Below are 24,000 nucleotides of genomic sequence, written 5' to 3'. Positions count from 1 at the left end.
GAAAGGTTAGACCTCGAAACCGAACTGCCGAAGGGGCCGCAGCAAACCGTCTGGTCGCTCGAGGGTGGGCAGTGGGTCCACCAGGATGAAACTGCACCCCACCGCGCGAGCGCCGCCGTCGGCCTCATCGCTGTCACCGACCATCACGGCATCACCCGCGGCAACCCCCAGCCGCTGCAGGGCCGCCTCGAAGATCTCGGGGTTCGGCTTGACGGAGCCCACTTCGAAGGACAGCACGAACTCGTCGACGTGCTTGTCGGCGCCGATAGCGGCGAAGGCGGGTCGGATGTCGAACGGGATGTTCGACACCACCGCGGTCTTGATGCCCTGCGCTGCCAGCGACGACAGCACTTCGGCAGTGTCCGGGTACGGCGTCCACGACGACGGGTCGATGACACGTTGGTAGAGCGATTCGGCGTGGTGGTCGGCGACGCCCGATTCACGCAGTACGTGCAGGTAGGCCTCGCGGTGCAGATGCGGGGCCAGGTCGCGGTTGCACCAGGCGTGATACTCCTCGGGCCCCATCTCCACCGATCGTCCGGTGGGGGCGGTGAGTCGCCGCATCAGCTCGGCCTGCACGTGCCCATCTACGGCCTTGTCGTCGACCGACATCCCGGCAAACCAGCTGGGGTCCTCCTCGAGGCGGAACAGAGTGCCGGAGAAGTCGAACATCGCTGCGGTGTGAGGCACGCTCCTATGCTGCCACCACCGTCGGACGCCGTGGGTGTGGATCCCGCCGAAATGGTTACTCACCTGCCGTGACAGATATCTCGGCGGCAGCTGTGGTGATTCCCGCACACAACGAGCACGCCAATCTGCCGCGAAGCCTGCGTGCGGTCGTCACCGCCGCAGCCGGTGCGCCGGTCCCGGTGCAGATCGTGGTGGTGCTCGACAACTGTGACGACAACAGTGAGCGACTGGCTGGGGCTTTCGGTCCCGACGTGCACTTCGTGAGGGTCGACGCCGGCAATGTCGGTGCCGCTCGGGCGGCCGGCTTCACCTACGCGCGCACGTTGTGTACACCTGACGAGGGCGCCTGGTACGCCACCACCGACGCCGACACCCAGGTGGACCCGGACTGGCTGATCCGACAACTGGACTCCCGTGCCGACATGGTGCTGGGGGTGGTCCGCATCTCAGACTGGCGTCGGCTGCCGGCGGCGGTGCTGCGCCGTTACGTACGCGGCTACGAGAGCCGGACCGACCATGTGCACGGCGCCAACATGGGGTTCCGCGCGCAGGCCTATTGGCAGGTCGGTGGCTTCCGTGCGCTGAGCAGCAGTGAGGACGTCGACCTGGTGCGGCGCTTCGAGGCCGCCGGGTACCGCATCCGGCACGATCAGGCGCTGTCGGTGGCGACCTCGGCGCGGCCTCGAGGCCGCGCTCCCGGCGGGTTCGCCGCACACCTGCGCTCGCTGACGAAGGACTCCGCATGACGGTGCAAGAGTGGCTGCAGGCGGGGGTGCTGGATCTTCCGCTGCCCGGTTCCGGTGCCACGGCGCAGCGCTGGCGGCGGTTGGCCGAACTCGCCGAGCAGGACCTGGTGGCGGCGCGACTGGCCGAGGCACACTGCGATGCGGTGGCGATTCTGCACGAACTCGGTGGCAAACCCCCTGCCCCACATGAACTCTGGGGAGTGTGGGCCGCCGAGGCTCCCGACGCCGTGGTGACCGCCGAGGATGACGTGCTCAACGGTGTGAAGGCCTGGTGTTCCGGGGCGGGTCTGTGCACCCACGCGTTGGTGACCACCCAAGGAGGCCTCTACGCGGTGGCGGTGGCCGACGCCGCACCGCAGCCCGGCAACTGGGTGAATGTGGGGATGTCCGGAAGTGACACGCGCGCGGTGCGTTTCCAGGACACCAAGGCCGTGTATGTGGGTGAGTATCTGGACCGGCCCGGATTCTGGCACGGTGCCATCGGGGTGGCCGCCTGTTGGTTGGGGGGAGCGCGGTCCGTCGCGGCGCCGTTGTACCGCAAGGCCCGTGACGAGCATGCCTTGGCGCACCTCGGGGCGGTTGATGCCGCGCTGGCCGCGGCGGACTCGATGCTGGAAGCGGCAGCCGCCCAGATCGACGCCGACCCGCTCGGTGATGCCGAGCGGCTGGCCCGTCGTGTACGGGCCGTCGTCGAGGATGCCGTCGACCAGGCGATCACCCGCACCGGACGGGCGCTGGGTCCCGCTCCGTTGTGCACCGATGCCGCTCACGCGCAGCGGGTGGCCGATCTGGGTGTCTACGTCCGTCAGAGCCACGCCGAGCGTGACCTCGCGGCTCTGGGTCGTCTGGTGAGGTCGTCGTGAGCAACGGTGCCCGCCTGGCCGCGGCCCCGCTGTCGGGCGGCGGCACGTCGGTCCGGGACTGGTTGAGTGTCGATCGGGCGCCGCTGATGGATCTGTCCGAGTGTCCCGCGCTGGTGGTGGTGGCTCCGCACCCCGACGACGAAACCCTGGGGCTGGGTGGCACGCTGGCGCAGCTGGCGGCGGGCGGCACCGAGGTGTCGGTGGTGTCGGTCAGCGACGGCGGCGCGGCCTACCCGGGTATCTCGAAATTCGACCAGCTTCGCCTCGAGCAGACGCGACGCGCTGAGTTGGACCGTGCCGCAGCCGCTCTGGGAGTCAAGAGCCTCACCCGCCTTGGGCTGCCGGACGGGGCGGTGGCCGACCACGAGGATCGTCTTGCCGACCTGCTCACCGAGCAGCTTTCGGGCAGCGGTGCCTGGTGTGCGGCAACGTGGCGCGGTGACGGACATCCCGACCACGAGGCGGTGGGTCGCGCCGCGGCCGTCGCCTCGGAACGTGCGGGTGTCACATTTGTCGAGTATCCCGTCTGGATGTGGCATTGGGCGCAGCCCGCCGATCCGGATGTGCCGTGGCAGCGGGCCGTTTCGGTGCCCCTGGACCGGCAGGCGCTGGGCCGCAAACAGCGTGCGGCGCAGTGCTTTCGGAGTCAGTTCGAGCCTCCGGAGCCGGGTCTTGACCCGGTGTTGCCGCCAATCGTGCTGCGGCGACTGCTGGCCGTGGGGGAGGTGTTGTTCCGATGAGACTGCCCGATTCGTATTTCGAGCGTATCTACGCCGAGGCCGACGACCCTTTTCAACTCTCCACTCGCTGGTATGAGCAGCGTAAGTATGCGATCACCCTGTCGCTGTTGCCGCAGCCGCGCTACCGTCACGCTTTTGAACCCGGTTGTTCCATCGGCACTTTCACCGAGTTGCTGGTGCAACGCTGCGATCACGTCACCGCCATCGACGTGGCCTCGGCCGCCCTGGAATCGGCGGCGGCGCGGGTGGCCTCGGGGGTGAGCTTTGCTCGCGGGGCGCTGGACGACCCCTGGCCCGACGGGCCGTTTGATCTGGTGGTGCTCAGCGAGGTCGGTTACTACCTGAGTGCCGAGACCTTGGCAGGTGTGCTGGCTCGCGAGGTGCCCAGGCTGGCTCCGGGGGCGACGGTGTTGGCCGCGCACTGGCGCCACCCGGTCGAGGATTACCCGATCACCGGCGACGAGGTGCACACGGTGCTGGCGGCGACGCCGGGGTTGATGTGGCTGGGCAGATACTGCGACGACGACGTGGTGATCGACGTCTACGACACCGCCGACGGATCGTCCGTCGCCGCCCGGGAATTCCTGTGATTTCGGCGTGATTCCGACCGCTGAGCGACCGGATTCACGCCGAAATCCCTAACCGACCGAGCGGGCCGCGCCTTCCCAGAAGCGGGCCCGCACCGCCTTCTTGTCCGGCTTGCCCAGCCCTGTCAGCGGCAGCGACTCGGCGATCACCACCTGCTTGGGTGACTGCACCGACCCCTTGCGTTCCTTGACCGCAGCCTGGATCTCGGCGGTCATCTGGGCGACGGCGGCCTCGTCGGACAGGGCATCCGGGCGCAGCACCACCACCGCGGTGACGGCCTCACCCCACTTGTCGTCGGGAGTGCCCACCACGCACACCTGCGCGACGGACGGGTGCTCGGCGATGACGTCCTCGACCTCGCGCGGAAACACGTTGAAACCACCGGTGACGATCATGTCCTTGACCCGGTCGACGATGAACCAGAAACCGTCGGCGTCCTCGCGGGCCATGTCACCGGTGCGCAGCCAGCCGTCTTTAAAAGTCTGCGAAGTCTCGTCAGGTTTCTGCCAGTAGCCGCCGGCGAGAAGTGGCCCGGATACACAGATTTCACCCGGTTCGCCCTGCGGCACCGGGTTGCCGTCGGCATCCAGCAATGCACAGCGGGCGAACAACGTGGGCCGCCCACAGGACGACAGCCGTTTCTCGTCGTGATCACCCTTGGCCAGATAGGAGATGGCCATCGGCGCCTCGGACTGGCCGTAGTTCTGGGCGAAGATCTTGCCGAACCTCGCAATTGCCTCGGCCAGTCGCACCGGGTTGATGGCCGAGGCGCCGTAGTACACCGTCTCCAGCGAGGACAGGTCCCGCGTGTGTGAATCCGGGTGGTCCATCAGCGCGTACAGCATCGACGGCACCAGGAAGGTCGCGGTGATCTTCTTCTCCTCGATGGTCCGCAACACCTCGGCCGGGTCGAACTTGGGCAGTACGAACATCTCGCCGCCCTTGACGGCCGTCGGCAGGAAGTACGCCGCACCGGCATGCGACAGCGGGGTGATCATCAGGAAGCGCGGTGTTTCCGGCCATTCCCACTCGGCCAGCTGGATCGTCGTCATGGTGGTGGTGGCCTGCACCGTCATGATGACGCCCTTGGGTTTGCCGGTGGTGCCGCCGGTGTAGGTCAGCCCGCCGATGTGATCCGGCGGCAGGTCCGCGGCCACAAGCGTGCGCGGCTCGAAGCGCGCCGCCTCGGCATTGAGGTCGACGGCCACGTCGCTCAGCTCCGGCGGAACGGGTCCGATGGTGAGGATCTGCTTGAGTGAGTCCACCTTGCCCAGCAGGCCCAGCGCGCGTTCGACGAACATCGGCTGCGGGTCGATGATCAGCGAGGTCACCCCGGCATCGGAGAGCACATAGGCGTGATCGTCGAGTGAGCCGAGAGGGTGTAGTGCGGTGCGGCGATACCCCTGGGTCTGTCCGGCGCCCACGATCATCAGCACCTCGGGCCGGTTCAACGACAGCAGGCCCACCGCGGTGCCGGTGCCGGCACCCACGGCCTCGAAGGCCTGAATGTACTGGCTGATGCGGTCGGCGAGCTGTCCGCCGGTCAGGGTGGTGTCACCCAGATGCAGCAGCGGCTTGTTGCGGTGTCGCTTCAGGGCGCCCGCGAGCAGGTGGCCGGAATGAACGGGATGGCGCAGCAGGTCGTCGCTCATGAAACCCAGACTAGAACGTGTTGCAGTTTTTCGAAACAGTCGGTGGTCGGGTAGCGAACTACGCGTGACCCGCGGGTTATTCCTTCCTAGCGTTCGAGTCGTCTGGGAAGGAGCTCGACTGATGTTCTGGAAACTAGTTCTGACGTGCGCGGCTGTCACCGCGCTTGCCGGACTCGGTGCGCCGACGGCCGCCGCCGACGACACCTGCCAGCAGGGTTTCGTCTGGCGCGAAGCCCGACCCGGCGACCTGGTCTGCGTGACGCCCGCGGTCCGCGCTCGGACCGCCGAGGAGAACGCCCGCCCGTTCCTCAACGCGATACCCGGCTCGGATACCTGTGAGCCCGGATTCGTCTGGCGCGAGGCGTTTGTCGGTGACCTGGTCTGCGTCACCCCGGCCATCCGGGCCGAGGCGGCGCAGGACAATGCCGCCGCTGCGTCCCGCACGGTGTCTGCGCCTGCTCCCAAGCCGCCGTCCGGCCCAGGCGTGACCTGGTCGCCGCGGGTGGGCGGACTGACTGCCAGCATCACCGACCGCAGCGGAGTCGACTCGCAGTGCACCTACCAATCGGATTGGTACACCCGCAGTTTCTTTCTGCAGAAGAACACGACCTTCGATCTGGTGATCGTCCCGGCCATTCCCAAGTTCCAGAACTGGAACGTCACGATCAGCTGCGACAACGGCGCCAGAACACAGACCAGCACGTTCTTCTGACACCATCGGCGGATGCTGTTGCCGGATCTGCTGGACCGCACCCATGTCGTCACGCTGCCGATGCGGGTGCGCTTCCGTGGCATCACCACCCGTGAGGTCGCGCTGATCGAGGGCCCGACCGGATGGGGGGAGTTCGGCCCGTTCCTCGAGTACGGCCCGCAGGAGGCCGCGCACTGGCTGGCCTCGGCCGTCGACTCCGCCTACGGGAACCCGCCGGAGTTGCGGCGCACGCGTATCCCGATCAATGCCACGGTGCCTGCCGTGTCCGCCGAGCAGGTGCCGGACGTGCTGGCGCGGTTCCCCGGGGCGGGCACGGCCAAGGTCAAGGTCGCCGAACCCGGCCAGACGCTGGTCGACGACGTCGCCCGGGTCAATGCCGTGCGCGCGCTGATCCCGACGGTGCGGGTGGATGCCAACGGCGGCTGGTCGGTCGACGAGGCGGTGACGGCCGCGGCTGCCTTGACGGCCGACGGGCCGTTGGAGTATCTGGAGCAGCCCTGCGCGACTGTGGCCGAGCTGGCCGAAGTGCGCCGCCGCGTGCGGGTTCCGGTGGCCGCCGACGAGAGCATCCGCAAGGCGGAGGATCCGCTGCTGGTGGTCCGCGAACATGCTGCGGACGTTGCGGTGGTGAAGGTGGCCCCGCTGGGCGGTGTGCGTGCGCTGCTGGCGATCGTCGGGCAGATCGACATTCCGGTGGTGGTCTCCAGTGCGCTGGATTCGGCCGTCGGCATCGGTGTGGGTCTGACTGCGGCCGCGGCGCTTCCCACACTGGAGCATGCGTGTGGGCTGGGCACCGGCGGGCTGTTCGTCGAGGACGTCGTCGAGCCCGTGCTGCCCGTCGACGGATTCCTGGAGGTCGGTTCCGTCGCGCCCGATCCGGCCCGGCTGGCTGCGCTGCGCGCTCCGGGCGAGCGCCGCGACTGGTGGCTCGAACGAATCCGGGACTGCTATCGCCTGCTCGACTCTTGACGGCCTATCTTGCCACTGTCTAGATTGGCAACTAGACACCGACAAGATAGGAGCCCGCGATGACGACTCCAGTCGTGGACCGACGCATCGGCGATGCAGACCGTGAGCGCACCGCAGCCCAACTCGGCTTGGCCCTGACTCAGGGCTATCTGGATTTTGCCGAATACGAGACCCGCATGAGCAGGGCCTTCGACGTGGCCACGGCTGCCGAGCTCGCGCCGTTGACCGACGACCTGCCCGCGGCGATCCGCCGCCATGACCCGCAGCGGCTGGCCGCCCAGGCCCGGGCGGCGCGGCTGAGCGTGCGGATCCACCTGGGCGCCTACCTGGCGATGGTGGTGATCGTGCTGACCGTGTGGACGCTGACGGCAATCTTCGCCGGCGCCACCTACTTCTGGCCGGTGTGGCCGATCATGGGCGCAGGCATCGGGGTGCTGTCCCACGTGATCCCGGTGCGTTTGGGCTGCACGAGAGCCGAGCGCGCCACTGATCTGCCGGGGTGCAGGATGGCAGACATGAGGCGATCGGTGGTGGTCCCGGGCGTGCCGTCGCTCGATCCTCACCGAGCCGGTACCGCCGTCTTCATGCTCAGGAGCACGCCATGACCCAGCTCGCGATTGTTCTCTACCCCGGTTTCACCGCACTCGACTTCGTCGGCCCCTACGAGGTGCTGCACACCCTGCCCGGCGTCGAGGTTCGCTTTGTCTGGCATGAAACCGGGCCCGTCACAGCAGATTCCGGGGTGTTGATGGTCGGCGCCACCCACACCTTCGACGAGACACCCGACCCTGACGTGCTGTTGATCCCGGGCGGGATGACGACCGCGGAACATGCGCGCGACGAGAAGCTGCTGGAGTGGGTGCGCCGGGTGCACGACACGACGCTGTGGACCACCTCGGTGTGCACCGGGTCGCTGATCCTGGCAGCGGCCGGAGTCCTCGACGGCAAGCGCGCGACCTCACACTGGGCAGCGGTGTCCGTGCTCAAGACGTTCGGCGTCACGCCCGTCGGCGATCAGCGCATCGTCCACCAGGGCAAGGTCGTCACCGCGGCGGGAGTGTCGGCAGGCATCGACCTCGGGCTGTGGCTCGCGGCCAGGCTGAAGGACGAGGCGACCGCACGGGCGGTGCAACTGATCATCGAGTACGACCCGCAGCCGCCGTTTGATTCCGGTCACATCTCCAAGGCCTCGGCCGCCACCAAAGCCACCGCAACCGCGCTGCTCAGTCGCGAGCTCATCAAGCCGAAGGCCCTCAAGGCCAGCACCTTGCTGCTGTGGGACCGGGCCATCGCACGACTCCGTTGGGGTCAGAGCACGTAGTAACTTGGGCCGGGTGATCAACCTGGCCTATGACGACCGCGGCACCGGGGATCCGGTGCTGTTCATCGCCGGACGCGGAGGAGCGGGCCGCACCTGGCACCTGCACCAGGTCCCGGCGTTCCAACGGGCCGGCTACCGGGTGATCACCTTCGACAACCGCGGTATCGGTGCCACCGAGAACGCCGGCGGATTCACCACCGCCACCATGGTCAACGACACCGCCGCGCTCATCGAGAAACTGGTCGGCGGACCGGTGCGCATCGTCGGTCTGTCGATGGGCAGCTTCATCGCCCAGGAGCTGATGGTGGCGCGTTCGGACCTGGTCAGCGAGGCCGTGCTGATGGCCACCCGTGGCCGTCATGACCACACCCGCGAGTTCTTCATCAACGCCGAGAAGAAGCGGATGGACGCAGGAATCGAGCTGCCACCGGACTACTCGGCGAAAGTTCGTATGCTGGAGAGCTTTTCGCCCACCACGCTGAACAATGACCGGCTGGCCGGCGACTGGATCGAGATGTTCACCATGTGGCCGGAGCGCAACACCCCGGGTCTGCGGGCCCAACTCGACGTGGCTCCCCAGGAAAATCGGCTGCCGGTGTACCGCAGCATCGCCAACCGGGTGTTGGTCATCGGGTTCGCCGATGACGTCGTGACGCCGCCGCACCTGGGTTCCGAGGTGGCCGACGCCATCCCGAACGCCCGGTTCCGCAAGATCCGCGATGCCGGACACCTGGGGTTCATCGAGCAGCCCGACACCGTCAACACCGCCATCCTGGAGTTCTTCAACGCCACCCGCCCGGCGCGTCCGGCGCTGGACCTAGTCTGAGACGGTGAACCCCTCGACGGCACAGGCGCGCATTGTCGTCGATGAACTGATCCGCGGCGGCGTGCGCGACGTGGTGCTGTGTCCGGGCTCGCGCAACGCTCCGCTGGCGTTCGCCCTTGCCGACGCCGACCGTGCGGGCCGGCTGCGACTGCATGTCCGCATCGATGAGCGCACCGCGGGTTTCCTGGCGATCGGCCTGGCCGTGGCCGCCGGAGCCCCGGTGCCCATCGCGATGACCTCGGGCACAGCGGTGGCCAACCTGGGCCCCGCAGTGGTCGAGGCCAACTACGCGCGGGTGCCGTTGATCGTGCTCAGCGCCAACCGGCCCTACGAACTGCTGGGTACCGGCGCCAGCCAGACCATGGAGCAACTCGGCTACTTCGGCACCCAGGTGCGGGCCACCATCAGCCTCGGGCTGGCCGAGGACGACGTCGACCGCCAGGCCGCGCAGTGGCGCTCGGCCACCTGCCGCGTGCTGGTGGCCGCGACCGGCGCTCGCTCCGGCAATGCCGGTCCGGTCCAGTTCGACATCCCGCTGCGGGAACCGCTGGTACCGGACATGCACGACGGCCCGGTGCCCGCGGGGCGCCCGGACGGCAAACCATGGACCTACACCCCGCCGGTGACGTTCGACCAGCCGCTCGACATCGACATCACGCCCGACACCGTGGTGGTGGCCGGTCACGGGGCGCCGGCTCAACCTTCGTTGGCCGCGCTGCCGACCGTCGCCGAGCCCACCGCCTCAGCCGCGGTCAATCCACTGCATCCGCTGGCACTGCCGCTGCTGCGGCCCCGGCAGGTCATCATGCTGGGACGACCTACGCTGCACCGCACCGTGTCGGCGCTGCTGGCCGACCCGGCGGTGGCGGCCTTCGCGCTCACCAGCGGTCCGCGCTACCCGGATGTCTCCGGCAACTCCCAGGCCACCGGCACCCGCGCCATCACCAGCGGTGCACCGGACCCGGGGTGGCTGCGCCGCTGCGCGGAGGTCAACGAGCATGCCTACCGGTCTGTGCGTACCCAGCTGCAGCAGCACCCGTCGACCACCGGCCTGCACGTGGCGGCGGCGGTGGTCGATGCGCTGCGGCCGGGAGACCAGCTGGTGCTGGGGGCGTCGAACCCGGTGCGTGACGTGGCTCTGGTCGGGTTGAATCCGCGCGAGGTGCTGGTGCGGTCCAACCGTGGCGTCGCCGGGATCGACGGCACCGTCTCGACGGCCGTGGGCGCCGCACTGGCCCACGATGTTTCTGGGGGCCGAACACTGGCGTTGATCGGTGACCTGACCTTCGTCCACGACAGCTCCGGGCTGCTGATCGGCCCCACCGAACCCGCCCCGGCCGATCTCACCATCGTCGTCTCCAACGACAACGGTGGCGGCATCTTCGAGCTCCTCGAACAGGGTGATCCGCGCTTTCAGGACGTGTCCTCGCGTGTCTTCGGCACCCCGCACGACGTCGACGTGGGCGCACTGTGCCGCGCCTACCACGTCGAGCACACCGCCCTGGAACTCGGTGATCTGCCCGCCGCGCTGGCCGAACCCGGTACCGGGCTGCGGGTGCTCGAGGTGAAGGCCGACCGGTCGTCGCTGCGCGGGTTGCACGCGGCCATCAAGGCGGCACTGTAGTGCTGCCGTTGTTGCTGCATGTCAAACGGTTGTGGCACATCCTGATTCACGGCCCGGGCGGCGAGGTGTCCCACAGCCGGGCGGGTCGGGTCATCCGGTGGACGCGGGTCGCGGTGTTGGTCATCACGATGCTGGTGACGTTGCAATCGGTGCTACTGGTGGCCGGCGCGGTGCGCAACGACCTGGCCATCGCATCCGACATGGGGGTGGCCGAGGCGCAGGTGCTCGACGCCGGACCACGGCGCTCCACCATCGAGTTCGTCACCCCGGACCGGGTGACCTACCGGCCCGAACTCGGGGTGCTGTACCCGTCGGAACTGGAGAACGGGATGCGGATCTACGTCGAATACGACCGGTCCGACCCGGATCTGGTTCGGGTTCAGCACCGTAACGCGCTGCTGGCGATTGTGCCGGCCCTGTCGGTGGCCGTGGTCGGCTGGTTGGTGGCAGCGGCGGCGTTGGTGGGTCTGGCGTTGTTGGAGAAGCGCATCGAGGTCAGCGCAGCAGCGTCGTGAGCCATTCCTCGTCGCCGATGTCGACGACTTCCTGCTTGTCCAGGTCGTAGACCAACGGCGTGCCGAGACTGTCCGGCGAGACGTCTTCCAGCGCAGTGAAGTTGAACTCGAGGAGTTCATCGGTGTCCACTGCGGAGTCACCGTCGGCGATGCGCGTGACGATGTCGTCGGACAACCCGCTGTCGGTGGCGATGTCGGCGAAATCCTGGTCGGTGAAGTCGAAGAACGACAGGTCCTGGTTGGCCCACAGGTCTTCGACGTAGGTCTGGAACGTGGCGGCATCGGGGCCCCCGCCGGCAGCCAGGAACAGGGTGTTGCTGGCGGCGGCGGAGTAGTCGGTCATGTACTCGTCGTCGAGGAACGTCAACGGCCGGTAGGTGACCGTCAGCCGGCCGCCCTCGATCGCGGTCTTCATCTCCTCGCCGTACATCGCCTGCAGATCGGCGCAGTGTGAGCACTGCGGCTCGGTGAAGATCTCCAGCTGTACGGGGGCGTCGGCGAAACCGGTGACGATGCCGAAGCCGTCCTCGGTGAGTGCCACCCCGGCCTGGCGAGGATCCGGCACCGCCACCCCGGCGATCTCGTTGGCGCAGCCCGTCAGGGTCAGTACCAAGGCGGCCACTGCCAGCCCGCGCAATCTCACCGGCTCAACCTACCGCCTTGCCGACTCTTCTCGTGTCGTCTTCCTGGCGGCCACCTGGCGGACAGCCGGCACTGTCATTGTCATGGCGTGCGCGTGGCGATCGTCGCGGAGAGTTTCCTGCCGAATGTCAACGGAGTCACCAACTCGGTGCTGCGGGTGCTGGAGCATCTGCGTAGGACGGGGCACGAGGCGTTGGTGATCGCGCCGGACACTCCGCGTGGGGAGCCTGCCGCCGACAAGGTGTACGACGGGATCCGGGTGCACCGGGTGCCGTCCAAGATGTTCCCCAAGGTGACGTCGTTGCCGTTGGGTGTGCCGCGTCCCCGGATCGTCGGGGTATTGCGCGGATTCGATCCCGATGTGGTGCACCTGGCCTCACCGGCGCTGCTGGGCTACGGCGGCCTGCATGCCGCCCGTCATCTCGGGGTGCCCACCGTCGCGGTGTTCCAGACCGATGTCGCGGGATTTGCGGCCAGCTACGGGGTGCCTGCGCTGTCGCGGGTGTCGTGGGCGTGGACTCGGCATCTGCACAGCCGTGCCGACCGCACCCTGGCGCCGTCCAGCGCGGCGATGGAAGATCTTGCTGCTCATCGTATTCCGCGGGTGCACAAGTGGGCCCGCGGGGTGGACGTCACCGGTTTTGCGCCGTCGGCACGCGCTGCGGGGCTGCGGCGGGCCTGGTCTCCGGACGGTAGGCCGATCGTCGGCTACGTCGGGCGCCTGGCGCCGGAGAAGCACGTCGAGCGGCTGGCTGCCCTGGGTGGGGGGGTGCAGCTGGTGATCGTCGGTGACGGCATCGACCGGGCGAAGCTGGAAAGGCTGCTGCCGTCAGCGGTTTTCACGGGTGCGCTGTACGGATCGGAGCTGGCGCGCGCCTACGCGTCGATGGATGTGTTCGTCCACCCCGGTGAGCACGAGACGTTCTGCCAGACGGTGCAGGAGGCCATGGCCTCGGGCCTGCCGGTCGTGGCACCCAACGCCGGCGGGCCCAGGGACCTGGTGGTGCCGTGGCGGACCGGGCTGTTGCTCGATGTGCCGGAGTTCCAGGCCAGGCTGCCAGAGGCCGTCGACCACCTGATCGCCGAACGGCCACGGTATTCCGTCGCGGCCCGCCGCAGCGTGCTCGGCCGCACCTGGCCGGCCATCTGCGACGAGCTGCTCGGCCACTACGACGCCGTACAGGGCCCCCGTCGTCTTGCGATTTCGGCGTGATTCCAACCGCTGACCGGCTGGAATCACGCCCAAATCCCGGTTAACCCTGGGCGAGGAGGGCGACGGGCTGCCACTGCTCCCAGTTCGCCAGCCGGCTCTGGTAGTCGGCCTTGGCGATCTGGAGGGGTAGCTCACCGAAGAACACCCGCAGTGGTGGCTTCTCGGCGTCGACCACCTCGAGGATGGCCTTGGCGGAGGCCTTCGGGTCGCCGGGTGTCGAAACCCGCTTGGCGCGTGCGGCATTGGCGGCCTCGTGCGCGTCGGCGTAGTCGGGCAGCGGCGTCGCGTGCTTGGACGACGGCCCGGCCCAGTCGGTGTCGAATCCGCCGGGCTCGATCAAGGTGACGTGGACGCCGAAGGACTCGACCTCTTGCGCCAGCGCCTGCGAGAAGCCTTCCAGAGCCCACTTGGAGGCGTTGTAGATCCCGACATTCTGGAAGGCGGTGATGCCGCCGATGGACGACACCTGGATCAGGTGTCCGCTGCGTTGCGCCCGCAGGAACGGCAGCGCCGCCTGGGTGATCCACAGCGCGCCAAACACATTGGTCTCGATCTGGTCGCGGGCCTGTTTCTCGGAGAGCTCCTCGATGAAGCCGAACTGTCCGTAGCCGGCGTTGTTGACCACGATGTCGAGCCGGCCGAAGTGCGCGTGCGCCTGCGCCACGGCGGCGAAGTCCGCGTCGCGATCGGTGACGTCGAGCGTGATGGGCAGCAGCGCGTCGCCGAACCGGGCCGCCAGGTCGTCGAGAGTGCTGACGTCGCGGGCGGTGGCTGCCACCTTGTCGCCGCGCTCGAGGGCCGCGATGGTCCATTCGCGGCCGAATCCGCGGGATGTGCCGGTGATGAACCAGACTTTCTCTGCCATGTCGTCTCCCTGTAGTCGTCTGTCTTCGAGAGTCAACGTCGCCGGTCAGAACCCATTCCCTCCGGAGGGGTGTTCACAGGTAGCTTTAACGACGTGAGCCGAGCGACGCTGGACAAGGATCCCCGCGAGGTCGCGTCGATGTTCGACGCGGTGGCCCGTCGCTACGACCTGACCAACACCGTGCTGTCGCTGGGGCAGGACCGCTTCTGGCGGCGTGCCACGCGCGAGGCTCTGCGGGTTGGTCCGGGGGACCGGGTGCTGGATCTGGCTGCGGGCACCGCGGTGTCGACGGTCGAGTTGGCCAAATCGGGTGCATGGTGTGTGGCCTGTGATTTCTCGGTGGGCATGCTGGCCGCCGGGGGAGCGCGGCCGGTGCCGAAGGTGGCCGGTGATGCCACCCGCTTGCCTTTCGAGGACGGCGTTTTCGACGCGGTGACGATCAGTTTCGGGCTGCGCAACGTGGTGGACACCGTGGGCGGGCTGCGGGAGATGGCGCGGGTCACCAGACCCGGCGGCCGGTTGGTGGTGTGTGAGTTCTCCACGCCGACGGTGCCGGTCTTCGCGACCGTCTACAAGGAGTACCTGATGCGGGCACTGCCCGCGATGGCCGGCGTGGTGTCCAGCGATCCCGAGTCCTATGAGTACCTGGCCGAGTCCATCCGGGCCTGGCCCGACCAAGCGGCGCTGGCTCGGCTGATCGCCGATGCGGGTTGGTCGCAGGTCCGGTGGCGCAACCTCTCGGCCGGCATCGTGGCGCTTCACGCCGCCACCAAACCTGTCACTGTCTGACATTTCCTGAGCGTCCTCCCATTTTCGCTCCTCGGACCAATTCTGGTGACGCGTGTGTCCCGCGCACGTCGCGAACCGGTCAGATGGATGCGATTTGGGCAAACGTGACAAGAGCTGTCAGATGGGACAGAATATGGGTTCTCAGCACGAGGTTTTTTATTTTCTGTAACGTCAGTTGTTAATGTAGCAATCGACTGCCTCGTCAAAATGTGACGATGGTCATTTGCATACATTTCTGCGTGCGTGGGTATGAGGAGCCGTGCTACGAATTAGCTGTCGTAACGATTAGCCGACGCAACGCAAACGCGGAGTGACTTCGCGGGGCTCGCATCCTGGAGTCCGACGTAAGCGACATGACCCGTGCGCAGACCTGCCGCCCGACGATCTCGACGAAAGAAACCTGAAGATGAGCCCAGACGCCGTTAAGAAGATGCGCGACGTCATTCCGCACGACGTTCACCTGCCCACCGTGTCGGTGATCGTTCCGGCCCTCAACGAGGCAAGGAACCTGCCGCACGTCGCCAGGCGGATGCCTGCTGACATCGACGAGATCGTCGTCGTCGACGGCGGGTCCAAAGACGACACAGTGGCCGTCGCCAAGGAACTCTGGCCGGACGCGGTGCACATCAAGCAGACCCGTCGCGGTAAAGGCAACGCCCTGGCCTGCGGTTTCAATGCCGCATCCGGGGACGTCATCGTCGCGATCGACGCCGACGGCAGCACTGACCCCGCCGAGATCCCGCGGTTCGTCGCCGCGCTGCTGGACGGTGCCGACTTCGCCAAGGGCTCGCGGTTCATCGCCGGCGGTGGCAGCGACGACATCACCCGACTGCGCCGGGCCGGCAACTGGGGCCTCAACGCGCTGGTCAACGTCTTGTTCGCCGCGTCGTACACCGATCTCTGTTACGGCTACAACGCGTTTTGGCGGTACTGCCTCGACGTCATCGACCTGCCCGACACCGAGACGCTGGATCCGCAGTGGGGTGACGGCTTCGAGATCGAGACGATGGTCAACGTTCGTGCGGTGGCTCGCGGCCTGACGATCGCCGAGGTGCACAGCCTGGAGGCTGACCGCATCCACGGTGAGAGCAATCTCAACGCGGTGCGTGACGGCCTGCGGGTACTGCGCACCATCTGCACCGAGTTCCATTCGCACAGCAGGGTGAAGACTCCTCGCACCAGCCAGGACGACCCGGTGAAGGTCAACGGCAACGTGGTTCCCTTCGGCACCTTCCTGAGCCGACGCCTGCGCCGAGGCGACCGGAGCGCCGCTGCACTGAGGACGTCCCGGAAAGAACGCGCGTTGTGACGCGGCTGTCGCAGCGCGATGCGACTGCCCGCCCTGTTCTGGGCGACGGCGAACCGCGCCCCGCGGTGTCGCTGTGTGTGCCCGCGTATCAGGCGCAGCGGCATCTGCGCGCCACCCTCGAGAGTCTGCTCGCACAGAAGCACGCGGACTTCGAGATCGTGGTCATCGACAACAACAGCTCAGACGGCACTGCCGAGGTCCTGGCGTCGTTTGGCGACAGCCGCATCAGGGTGATCCGTAACGAGACCACGCTGCCCCTGGTGGACAACTTCAACCGCGCGGTGCAGCAGTCCCGCGGCGAGTTCGTGAAGTTGGTGTGCGCCGACGACCTGCTGCATCCGGACTGTATCGCCGCGCAGAGCGCGGTGCTGCAGCAGCACGCCAACGTGGCCCTGGTGGGCGTGCAGACCGATTTTGTCGACGACGAGGGCGGGGTCCTGCGCAGCAAGCGCGGCCTGCGTGGCATCGTCGGCCTACACCCAGCGCCTCACGTGGTGCGTCGCATCATCCGCAGTGGCACCAACCCGATCGGGGCACCGTTGTCGGCGATGTTCCGGCGGTCGGACTTCCTGCGCTCCGGAGGTTTCCGCGACGAATGGCTGTTCCTCAGTGACGTCGACCTGTGGGTACGGCTGCTGCAGTACGGCGAGTTCTACGGCATTCCCCGCTCGTTGGCGTCGTTCCGGTTCGGCAGCCAGACCGTCACCGCCACCATGGCCGCCCGCTCGCAGCTGGCCCAGTACCGGTCCTTCGTACACGCTGTCAGCGGCCAGCAGCGTTGGGGCATCACCCGCACCGACCGCGCGGTAGGGCGGATCAGCATGTACGACAAGCAACTGCGGCGCACGCTGCTGTTCGCCATCAGCAAGTACCGAGACGCCCGGCGATGACGCTTCGCGGCGCGGCCTCGAAAGACCTGCCCGCACAGCGCAACCTGCGACTCAACACCTACAGCCTGGTCCTGGCCAACCTGTTGACCGCCGTGCTGGGCCTGGTGTTCTGGGGAGCCGCGGCCAGACTGTATCCCGCCGAGGCCGTAGGCATCGGTGCCGCCGTGGTGAATTCGGCGGTGATGCTCTCCGCTCTGTCGATGCTCAGCATCGACGCGATGTTCGAGAGGTTTCTCCCTGCGGCGGGCACCCGAACCGGATACCTGCTCAACCGCGGATTCCTGGTGGTTGCCGCCGCGGCGGCGGTGGCCGGGGCGATCACGGTGTTCGTCGGCCCGCGGGATCTGTTCATCTCCAGCGCCATGATGCTCCTCTACCCGCTGGTGGTGCTGGAGCAGGCGCTGTTCACGCTGGAGGACAGAGCCACGGCCGGCCTCGGCGTGGCGCGCTGGGCCGCGGTGAAGAACGTCTTCCACGCAGTCGCGAAACTGCTTGCGCTGGTGGCGTTGGCGTGGACGGGAAGCGCGCTGTCCATCGTCTTGGCGTGGGTGGTCACCGGGGCGATGGCAGCGGTGGTGGTGTACCGCGCGATGCGCCGCCGCTACCGCACCGATCCGATGTTCCAGGGGCCGCCCGCACTGCCGCCCACCCGCGCCCTGCTGCGATACTCCGGTACCGCGTACGGGCTGATGGCGGTGTCGGCCCTGCCTCCGTTGGCGCTGCCGCTGCTGATCCTGAGCCAAAGTGGCGCGGTGGCCAGTGCGCACTTCGCCATCACCTGGTCGATGATCGCCGCGCTGTACATGACCCTGCACCTGATCGTGAGCCCGTATGTGGCCGAGGTGGCCGCGCACCCCGACAAGGTGGGCAGCTTGTCGCGCCGCATGGTCACCATGATGGCGGTGGGAGCAGTGATCGGCAGTACCGGCCTGGTGGCGGTCGGGCCGTTTGCACTCGGACTGGTGGGCGGCGACTACCGCGCCGAAGGGCAGGGCCTGCTGTATCTGGCTGCGCTGTTCATCCCGCTGGCGGCCATCACCGTGGTCTACGAGGGCTTTGCCCGGGTAAAGCGCAGGCTCGGACTGATCCTGGCGGTCCGCGCCACCGCCGCGGTTCTGGTGATCGGCGGATCCGTTGTGGCGGTGGGCCGATGGGGTGTCATCGGAGTCGGCTGGGCGCATCTGGTGGTGGAAGCGGTGGCGGCGGCCATTGTGCTGGTGCCGATCATTCAGTTCATGCGGCGCAGCAAGCGTGATCCGGACTGGTTGCAGCGCAGCACTCCGCGCGCCGACGACGAGGTGCTGCCCGTCACCAGCTGATTCGCCAACGGCCGGTCAGCTGTGGAAATCGTTGTGCCACTTCGCCGAGGATGTCGGGAACCGTCAGCAGCACGTCATCGGGTGCGGCGGCCACCAACTCTTGCGGGCTGATGATGGGGATATCGGTGCCGGGCATGCGGCGCCCCTGCTTTGTGGCGGAGGCATCGGCAACACCTGCCAGCAGGCTGCGGTCCAGGCCGGCCAGGTGCAGCAGCGCCACCGCTCGGGAGGACGCGCCGTAGGCATAAACGCTGCGGCCTGCGTGCCGGGCAGTGACCAGCCAGTCGGCCAATGACCGGGATTGGCTGCGAGCCTGGAGCTCCAGCTTGCTGACCACGGCCGGGTCGGTGATGCCGAACTGCTGCTCGCGGGCCAGGATGGCAGACGCGGCGGCATCGGGCGCAGCCTCGCCGTGTACCGCCGCCACCAGCACCGTTCCGCCGTAGAGGTCGAACTCCCACGCCGCCGCGACGCTCATTCCGGCACCGGCGAGAAGCGCTCGCAGCGCGGTCAGCGAGTAGTACGCAAAATGGCCGTGCCGCAGGGCGTTCCACTGGCCCTGCTCGACGATGGTCAACAGTGAATGAAACTGCACCAGCAGCACGCCGTCGTCGGCAGTGGCCGCTGCACGCGTCTGGAACGCGGCGCGCTGATCGGCGTCGTGCATGATGCCGAAACAGTCCAACACCAGATCGGCTGTGTCGGCGACGGTGTATCCGCGATCGGTCAGCAGCGGCACCCAGGTCCCGCCGTGCGGGCTGCCGAATTCTCGCACCGTGGCGCCGCGTAGCCAGCCGGCCTCGGCGATCCGATGCACTGCCTCGGCGGCCTGCAGTCGCAGCGCCTCGGGTTCGACACCGCGCGGTTCCGCGGTTTCGGTGTCGTCCTCGGCCAACTGTGCCAGCCCGCAGTCCACGCAGAGGTCCATGCGCAGCGGATGTGACGACTCCGCTTCGGCCACGGTCGATTCCGCGGGCGGAAAGTGATCGGCGGCAGGAACCCGACCCAGGTCCAGTACCGGTTTGAGTGTCGAACCGACACAACCACGGCAGCTTTTCATGACACAATCTCTCGGTGCGGATCGAGCAGACGAAACTGGCGGACGTGTTGGTGCTCGTCAACGAACCCCATCATGACCAGCGCGGCTTCTTCACCCGTACCTTCGATGCCGACGTGTTCGACGCCCATGTCGGTGCGGGTGTTTCCGCGACGTTCGTGCAGGATTCGCAGTCCCGGTCGGCGCAGGGGGTGCTGCGCGGTATGCACGGCAGGTCGGGCCGCGGTGAGGCCAAGCTGGTGCGCTGTGCCCGCGGGGCGGTGCACGACGTGCTGGTCGACATCCGCCGCGCTTCGCCGACATTCGGCATGCAGCAGTGGTTCCTGTTGGACGACAGCACTTTTCGCCATCTCTACATCCCACCCGGATTTCTGCACGGCTTCCAGGCGCTGACACCCGAGGCCGACGTGTGTTACCGCATCAACCGACCTCACGACCCCGCCGAGGACCTGTCGGTCAACCCTCACGACGCCGACCTCGCGATCGCATGGCCGCAGCCGGTGTCGCAGATCTCCGCCAGGGACGCGGCCGCGGGCAGTTGGCAGGAATTGCTGGCCAAACTCACCTGACAGCCGGGTGCATCTGCGGTAGCGGGAAATACAACTGCGCACCCCAGTCGCCGATGTAGGCCAGCTGTGTGGTGAGCTCGCGTTCCAGATTCCACGGCAGTGCCAGCACCACATCGGGACGGTCTTGCTCCAGTCTGGCGGGCTCGAAGATCGGGATCCGGGTACCCGGAGTGAACCTGCCGTGTTTGTACGGGTTTCGGTCCACGATGTACTCGAGCAGATCGGTGCGGATACCCGCGTAGTTCAGCAGGGTGTTGCCCTTGCCCGGGGCGCCGTAGCCCACCACCCGCTTGCCCTGGGCGCGGCAATCGAGCAGAAACCGCAGGAGCTCGTGGCGGATGGCTTCGGTGCGCTCCTGGAGCAGGAGATAACCGTCCACCTCGTGCAATCCGGCCTCGGCCTCCTCGGCCAGCACGTCACGCACCCGACTGCTCGGTTCACCGGCCACCGCCAGCGGACGGGCCCACAGCCGAATGGAGCCACCGTGGGTACTCAGCAGTTCGACGTCGACAACCGCAAGATCGGCGGTGGCCAGCGCACGCATGGCCGACAACACGGTGTAGTACTGGAAATGCTCGTGATACACCGTGTCGAACTGCGCGTGGCGCACCAGATCGAGGGCGTGGTGCACCTCGATGCTCAGCCACCCGTCGTCGTCGAGCAGCATGCGCAGTGAGCGGGTGAAGCCCAGCAGGTCCGGGATGTGCGCGTAGACGTTGTTGGCCACCACCAGCTGGGCGGGGCCGTGCTGACTGCGCACCCGGGCCGCGGTGGTCTCGTCGAGAAATGCTGTCTCCGTGGGTACTCCGCGTTCACGGGCAGCGGCACCCACGTTCACCGACGGTTCGATACCCAGGCACGGGACACCCGCGTCGACCATGTGCTGGAGCAGGTAACCGTCATTGCTGGCCACCTCCACCACCAGCGACTGCGGCCCCAAGCCCAACGTGGCGATCGAGTCCGCCACGAAGGTCTTGGCGTGCTGCACCCAACTGTCGGAGAACGAGGAGAAGTAGGCGTATTCGGTGAACGTGTCCTCAGGGGTGATCAACGCGGGGATCTGCAGCAGCAGGCAGTCCTCGCACAACCGCAGGTGCAGCGGGTAGTTGGCTTCAGGATCATCCAATTCCGCTGCGGTGAGGAACTTCTCGCACGGCGGCGTGGCGCCCAGGTCGAGAATGCTACGGAGCCGGTCCGAGTCACACAGTCTGCAACGCACGTTCACTCCAGAACAGTCGGTCGTCCAATTGGCCGGTGGCGATCAGGTATTCGATCTGCTTGAGCCGGGTGTGGCCGCGGCCGTAGAAGGTGGCGGCGTTCAGGTCGATGGCGTGGAACACCCGGTGTAGCTGAGCGGCTCCGGCAGCCACCGACCAGCGGGCGGTGAAGTCAGGGAAGGCCTCGTGGATTCGGGTGAAGTCCACCCGGTAACTGCGCTGGTCGGCACTCGGTGGTCCGAATGTCACGGCGCAGTCCGGGAATTCGGCGCCCACCAGGGACGCGATGTCGCGGACGGTCACATTGTTCTCGTCCGTGCCGACGTTGACCACCAGGTTGTGTGCGACGTCGCGGTCGGCGGTCAGTGCGCAACGGATGGCCTGGGCGATGTCCAGGCCGTGCACCAGCGGACGCCACGGGGTGCCGTCACTGGTCATCGCGATGGTCTTCTCGATCCATGCCAGGCCGCTGAGGTTGTTCAGCACGATGTCGAACCGCATCCGCGGTGACGCCCCGAATGCGGTGGCGTTGCGCAGGAACACCGGTGAGAAGGTGTCATCGGCCATGGCGCTGAGATCGTTTTCCACCATCACCTTGCAGCGGGCGTAGGCGGTCAGTGGATTCACCGGGCTGGTCTCGTCCACCACACCGTCGGCGGCGCCGTACACACTGCACGACGACATGTAGACAAAGCGTTGTACGCCGGCCTGTTTCGCGCACCGGGCCAGGTGGACGCTGCCGGCGTGGTTGATGTCGTAGGTGACCTCACCGATCAGGTCACCCAGGGGGTCGTTGCTGAGCTCCGCCATGTGCACCACGGCGTCGAAGCCGCGCATGTCCTCGACGGTGACCTCGCGGATGTCGCGGACCAGAGTGGCAGGTACCAGCCCGGGGACGCCGGCCAGGCGCTGCGAGCACAGCCAGCCCGACTTGTAGTAGCCGGTGTCGAGGCCAACAACGTCGAATCCGTCGCCGGCGAGGTAGGGGGCCACCAGAGCTCCGAGGTAACCGTCGGAGCCGGTGATGAGTACGCGCATAGCTAGTCCTTATCGATGGCGTGAGCTTCTTCGACTGCTCGTCCCTCGCAGCCTCGAACTCACGCTAAGAGAGAGTTACAACGATCTTGTCGGCCACAAAGCCCTCGGCGTAGCGGTGCCGGCACTGTACGCCGCGGATTCGCATCAGGCCCAGGAAAGCTTCGGAGTCGAACCAGGGTTTGCCGGTCTGTGACGGGTAGCACTCGTGCAGCAGCCGCTGCTTGAGTTCGGCGACCTCGGCCGTGGCGGGCACAAAGACATTGGGGGTGGGCAGATCCGACTCCCACTTGAGGATTTCGTAGCCCCAGTACTGGTGGCCACGGAACTCGGTGGGCATCAGTTCGGCCAGCAGCCGGTGGTCCTGGTGCGCATCGTGTCGTTGGGGTCCGATCACCAGGTCGGGTTCACAACTGCGGCGGAAGTCCGCCAGTCGGCTCTTGACCTCCGCCCAGTGCTGCGGCAGTCGGCCGTCGGGGAAGTCCGCGACCGTCAGTCGCACGTCGGCGCCGCCACACACGGCGGCCAAGGCGGACTTCTCCTCGACCTCGCGCTCGGTGCCCGCACCGGTGAGGACCAGTGCGTGCACCACGATGTCGGGGTTGTCGCGGGTCAGCGTTAACAGCGTGGCGCCTGCGCCGATGGCGATGTCGTCACAGTGTGCGCCCACCACCGCGATGCTGGAGATGTCGCGAGGCGACGTGAATGTCACGCGACGGCCTTGGATTCCCACAGCGCCCAGGGGCGAACACCCTTGTTGTAGTCGGTGTCGAGCTCGGCGCGTTCCTTGAAGGTGTCGGCGGGCTTCCAGAAGCCCTCGTGGCGGTAGCCGATGAGCTTGCCGCTGCCGGCCAGCGAGTAGCAGGCGTCACCCACCAGGTCGCCGTTCTCCGGAATCAGGTCGATGACGTCTTTGTGCAGCACGAAGTAGCCGCCGTTGATGCCCACCGACATCTCGGCCAGGGGTTGCACTTCCTTGACTTCGCCAGTGGCCGCCATGTCCACACAGTGGAAGGAACTGGCAGGTGGCACCACCAGCATGGATGCCAGGGCGCCGCTGTTGATGGTGTTGTTCACCATGGTGTCCAGTGGGGCGTCGGTCAGGACGTCGGCGTAGTTGGCCAGGAAGTACTCGTCGTCGCCGAGGTACTTGCGGACGCGCCGCAGCCGCTCACCGATGGGAGATTCGATACCGGTCTCGGCGAAGGTGATGGTCCAGTCCGCGATGTCGGAGGACAGCATCTGCACCTTGCCGTCCGTCAGCACGAAGTCGTTGGACGGGGTTTCGTTGTAACGCAGGAAGTACTCCTTGATCTTCTCCGCGCCGTATCCCAGGCACAGGATGAAGTCCTTGTGGCCGTGGTGTGCGTAGTACTGCATCACGTGCCAGACCAGCGGGCGCGGACCGACCATCTGTAACGGCTTGGGGATGACGTCTTCTTGGGCGGTGCGCATACGCATCCCGTATCCGCCGCAGAACAATACGACCTTCATGCAATCGCTCCCTGCTGAACGAGGGTGCGCCGCGCGGGGCTGCGGCTGCGCACCAGACCTGAACTTCTCCCCGAGCTCATTACCCGCAAATGATCGCTTCTTAACCACCACGGCTGTGATCCTGGCGATAACTCCAGTTGAATTGAAGCTAGCACCGCTTGTGCCTCGTTTCAACCGGCGGCGGCAACACCTCATTTACGGGCGGGAGCGTCAATTAGATCATAGGCTTCACCTGCGGCGCTGTGCCCCGTCTTGACGCGTGTCGAACGGTTCGCGGGCTCGCGGGGCAACCTCGATGGGGGTGGGCGGACGCCGACAGCATGGCGGTGCGCAGAATGGGTGCATGTGTCGCCAG

26 protein-coding genes are annotated in these 24,000 nt (G+C 67.2%); 17 read left to right on the top strand and 9 right to left on the bottom strand.

Features of this window, described 5'->3' with window-relative positions; all coding sequences use genetic code 11:
- Positions 1-6: 6 nt before the first annotated feature.
- Positions 7-672 carry an HAD family hydrolase gene (locus BVC93_RS05235; RefSeq protein WP_083740811.1) on the bottom strand — a complete coding sequence of 222 codons (666 nt, stop codon included), beginning with the start codon at positions 670-672 and terminating at the stop codon, positions 7-9.
- Between the two features lie 86 nt (positions 673-758).
- Between BVC93_RS05235 and BVC93_RS05230 the strand changes: the two genes are divergently transcribed.
- Genes BVC93_RS05230 through BVC93_RS05215 form a run of 4 tightly spaced genes read left to right on the top strand, consistent with a single transcriptional unit; the run spans position 759 to position 3,629 of the window.
- Complete coding sequence (locus BVC93_RS05230; protein ID WP_083736245.1) at positions 759-1,436, top strand: glycosyltransferase; 678 nt, start codon at positions 759-761, stop codon at positions 1,434-1,436.
- The gene (locus BVC93_RS05225) at positions 1,433-2,299 is read left to right on the top strand and encodes an acyl-CoA dehydrogenase (protein WP_083736244.1); all 867 of its coding nucleotides are present in this window, start codon (positions 1,433-1,435) and stop codon (positions 2,297-2,299) included. Before BVC93_RS05230 ends, BVC93_RS05225 begins: the two co-directional genes overlap by 4 nt.
- On the top strand, positions 2,296-3,039 hold the full coding sequence (locus BVC93_RS05220) for a PIG-L deacetylase family protein (RefSeq protein ID WP_236950253.1): 744 nt from the start codon (positions 2,296-2,298) through the stop codon (positions 3,037-3,039). The genes BVC93_RS05225 and BVC93_RS05220 overlap by 4 nt, the downstream gene beginning before the upstream one ends.
- On the top strand, positions 3,036-3,629 hold the full coding sequence (locus tag BVC93_RS05215; protein ID WP_083736243.1) for an SAM-dependent methyltransferase: 594 nt from the start codon (positions 3,036-3,038) through the stop codon (positions 3,627-3,629). The genes BVC93_RS05220 and BVC93_RS05215 overlap by 4 nt, the downstream gene beginning before the upstream one ends.
- Before the next feature lie 48 nt (positions 3,630-3,677).
- Here the strand turns inward: BVC93_RS05215 and fadD8 are convergent, their stop codons facing one another.
- Complete coding sequence (gene fadD8, locus BVC93_RS05210) at positions 3,678-5,279, bottom strand: fatty-acid--CoA ligase FadD8 (RefSeq protein ID WP_083736242.1); 1,602 nt, start codon at positions 5,277-5,279, stop codon at positions 3,678-3,680.
- A 121-nt stretch (positions 5,280-5,400) separates the two neighbouring features.
- Here fadD8 and BVC93_RS05205 point away from each other — a divergent pair, with 121 nt between their 5' ends.
- The 7 genes from BVC93_RS05205 to BVC93_RS05175 are packed head-to-tail and all read left to right on the top strand — an operon-like array spanning position 5,401 to position 11,246.
- On the top strand, positions 5,401-5,991 hold the full coding sequence (locus tag BVC93_RS05205; RefSeq protein WP_083736241.1) for a hypothetical protein: 591 nt from the start codon (positions 5,401-5,403) through the stop codon (positions 5,989-5,991).
- A 12-nt stretch (positions 5,992-6,003) separates the two neighbouring features.
- Positions 6,004-6,960 carry an o-succinylbenzoate synthase gene (locus BVC93_RS05200; RefSeq protein WP_083736240.1) on the top strand — a complete coding sequence of 319 codons (957 nt, stop codon included), beginning with the start codon at positions 6,004-6,006 and terminating at the stop codon, positions 6,958-6,960.
- Positions 6,961-7,019: 59 nt separating this feature from the next.
- Positions 7,020-7,565, top strand: a complete 546-nt coding sequence (locus tag BVC93_RS05195; protein WP_083736239.1) for a DUF1707 domain-containing protein — start codon at positions 7,020-7,022, stop codon at positions 7,563-7,565.
- Positions 7,562-8,281 (top strand): DJ-1/PfpI family protein, encoded by a 720-nt coding sequence (locus tag BVC93_RS05190; protein WP_083736238.1) that lies wholly within the window; start codon positions 7,562-7,564, stop codon positions 8,279-8,281. The genes BVC93_RS05195 and BVC93_RS05190 overlap by 4 nt, the downstream gene beginning before the upstream one ends.
- Before the next feature lie 16 nt (positions 8,282-8,297).
- Positions 8,298-9,107 (top strand): alpha/beta fold hydrolase, encoded by an 810-nt coding sequence (locus BVC93_RS05185; RefSeq protein ID WP_083740809.1) that lies wholly within the window; start codon positions 8,298-8,300, stop codon positions 9,105-9,107.
- Positions 9,108-9,111: 4 nt separating this feature from the next.
- Positions 9,112-10,731, top strand: a complete 1,620-nt coding sequence (gene menD / locus BVC93_RS05180; RefSeq protein WP_083736237.1) for a 2-succinyl-5-enolpyruvyl-6-hydroxy-3-cyclohexene-1-carboxylic-acid synthase — start codon at positions 9,112-9,114, stop codon at positions 10,729-10,731.
- A gap of 29 nt (positions 10,732-10,760) precedes the next feature.
- Positions 10,761-11,246, top strand: coding sequence for a DUF3592 domain-containing protein (locus tag BVC93_RS05175; RefSeq protein WP_442929068.1), 486 nt, complete (start codon positions 10,761-10,763; stop codon positions 11,244-11,246).
- Here BVC93_RS05175 and BVC93_RS05170 read toward each other — a convergent pair.
- Complete coding sequence (locus BVC93_RS05170; RefSeq protein WP_083736236.1) at positions 11,227-11,889, bottom strand: DsbA family protein; 663 nt, start codon at positions 11,887-11,889, stop codon at positions 11,227-11,229. The genes BVC93_RS05175 and BVC93_RS05170 overlap by 20 nt on opposite strands.
- Before the next feature lie 87 nt (positions 11,890-11,976).
- Here BVC93_RS05170 and BVC93_RS05165 point away from each other — a divergent pair, with 87 nt between their 5' ends.
- Positions 11,977-13,101: a glycosyltransferase family 4 protein gene (locus tag BVC93_RS05165; RefSeq protein WP_083736235.1), complete on the top strand. Its 1,125-nt coding sequence runs from the start codon at positions 11,977-11,979 to the stop codon at positions 13,099-13,101.
- A 40-nt stretch (positions 13,102-13,141) separates the two neighbouring features.
- Here the strand turns inward: BVC93_RS05165 and BVC93_RS05160 are convergent, their stop codons facing one another.
- A complete protein-coding gene (locus BVC93_RS05160; protein ID WP_083736234.1) occupies positions 13,142-13,966 on the bottom strand; it encodes an SDR family oxidoreductase in 825 nt (274 codons plus the stop codon).
- A 93-nt stretch (positions 13,967-14,059) separates the two neighbouring features.
- Here BVC93_RS05160 and BVC93_RS05155 point away from each other — a divergent pair, with 93 nt between their 5' ends.
- From BVC93_RS05155 to BVC93_RS05140, 4 genes are all read left to right on the top strand, one after another.
- Entirely contained in the window at positions 14,060-14,755 is a 696-nt protein-coding gene (locus tag BVC93_RS05155) for a demethylmenaquinone methyltransferase (RefSeq protein WP_083736233.1), read from the top strand.
- Between the two features lie 406 nt (positions 14,756-15,161).
- Positions 15,162-16,064, top strand: coding sequence for a glycosyltransferase family 2 protein (locus BVC93_RS05150; protein ID WP_083736232.1), 903 nt, complete (start codon positions 15,162-15,164; stop codon positions 16,062-16,064).
- Complete coding sequence (locus tag BVC93_RS05145) at positions 16,061-16,954, top strand: glycosyltransferase family 2 protein (RefSeq protein ID WP_236950252.1); 894 nt, start codon at positions 16,061-16,063, stop codon at positions 16,952-16,954. Before BVC93_RS05150 ends, BVC93_RS05145 begins: the two co-directional genes overlap by 4 nt.
- Positions 16,951-18,273, top strand: coding sequence for a lipopolysaccharide biosynthesis protein (locus tag BVC93_RS05140; RefSeq protein ID WP_083736231.1), 1,323 nt, complete (start codon positions 16,951-16,953; stop codon positions 18,271-18,273). Before BVC93_RS05145 ends, BVC93_RS05140 begins: the two co-directional genes overlap by 4 nt.
- Here BVC93_RS05140 and BVC93_RS05135 read toward each other — a convergent pair.
- Entirely contained in the window at positions 18,263-19,333 is a 1,071-nt protein-coding gene (locus tag BVC93_RS05135; protein WP_083736230.1) for a class I SAM-dependent methyltransferase, read from the bottom strand. The two genes, BVC93_RS05140 and BVC93_RS05135, sit on opposite strands and share 11 nt — an antisense overlap.
- Positions 19,334-19,347: 14 nt before the next feature.
- On the opposite strand from BVC93_RS05135, the gene BVC93_RS05130 reads away from it, so the two are divergent.
- On the top strand, positions 19,348-19,899 hold the full coding sequence (locus BVC93_RS05130) for a dTDP-4-dehydrorhamnose 3,5-epimerase family protein (protein ID WP_083736229.1): 552 nt from the start codon (positions 19,348-19,350) through the stop codon (positions 19,897-19,899).
- Here BVC93_RS05130 and BVC93_RS05125 read toward each other — a convergent pair.
- The 4 genes from BVC93_RS05125 to BVC93_RS05110 form a co-directional block, all read right to left on the bottom strand.
- Positions 19,892-21,118 (bottom strand): class I SAM-dependent methyltransferase, encoded by a 1,227-nt coding sequence (locus BVC93_RS05125; protein ID WP_083740806.1) that lies wholly within the window; start codon positions 21,116-21,118, stop codon positions 19,892-19,894. The two genes, BVC93_RS05130 and BVC93_RS05125, sit on opposite strands and share 8 nt — an antisense overlap.
- Entirely contained in the window at positions 21,099-22,154 is a 1,056-nt protein-coding gene (locus tag BVC93_RS05120) for an NAD-dependent epimerase/dehydratase family protein (RefSeq protein ID WP_083736228.1), read from the bottom strand. Before BVC93_RS05120 ends, BVC93_RS05125 begins: the two co-directional genes overlap by 20 nt.
- A gap of 64 nt (positions 22,155-22,218) precedes the next feature.
- On the bottom strand, positions 22,219-22,863 hold the full coding sequence (locus BVC93_RS05115) for a PIG-L deacetylase family protein (RefSeq protein ID WP_236950251.1): 645 nt from the start codon (positions 22,861-22,863) through the stop codon (positions 22,219-22,221).
- A complete protein-coding gene (locus tag BVC93_RS05110) occupies positions 22,860-23,645 on the bottom strand; it encodes a sugar phosphate nucleotidyltransferase (RefSeq protein WP_083736226.1) in 786 nt (261 codons plus the stop codon). The genes BVC93_RS05115 and BVC93_RS05110 overlap by 4 nt, the downstream gene beginning before the upstream one ends.
- Between the last annotated feature and the right edge of the window lie 355 nt (positions 23,646-24,000).

Origin of the sequence: Mycobacterium sp. MS1601, assembly GCF_001984215.1 — a bacterium.
Lineage (GTDB): Bacteria > Actinomycetota > Actinomycetes > Mycobacteriales > Mycobacteriaceae > Mycobacterium.
Note: the sequence above shows the minus strand (reverse complement) of the source record. Positions and strands in the feature narration are given on the sequence as shown.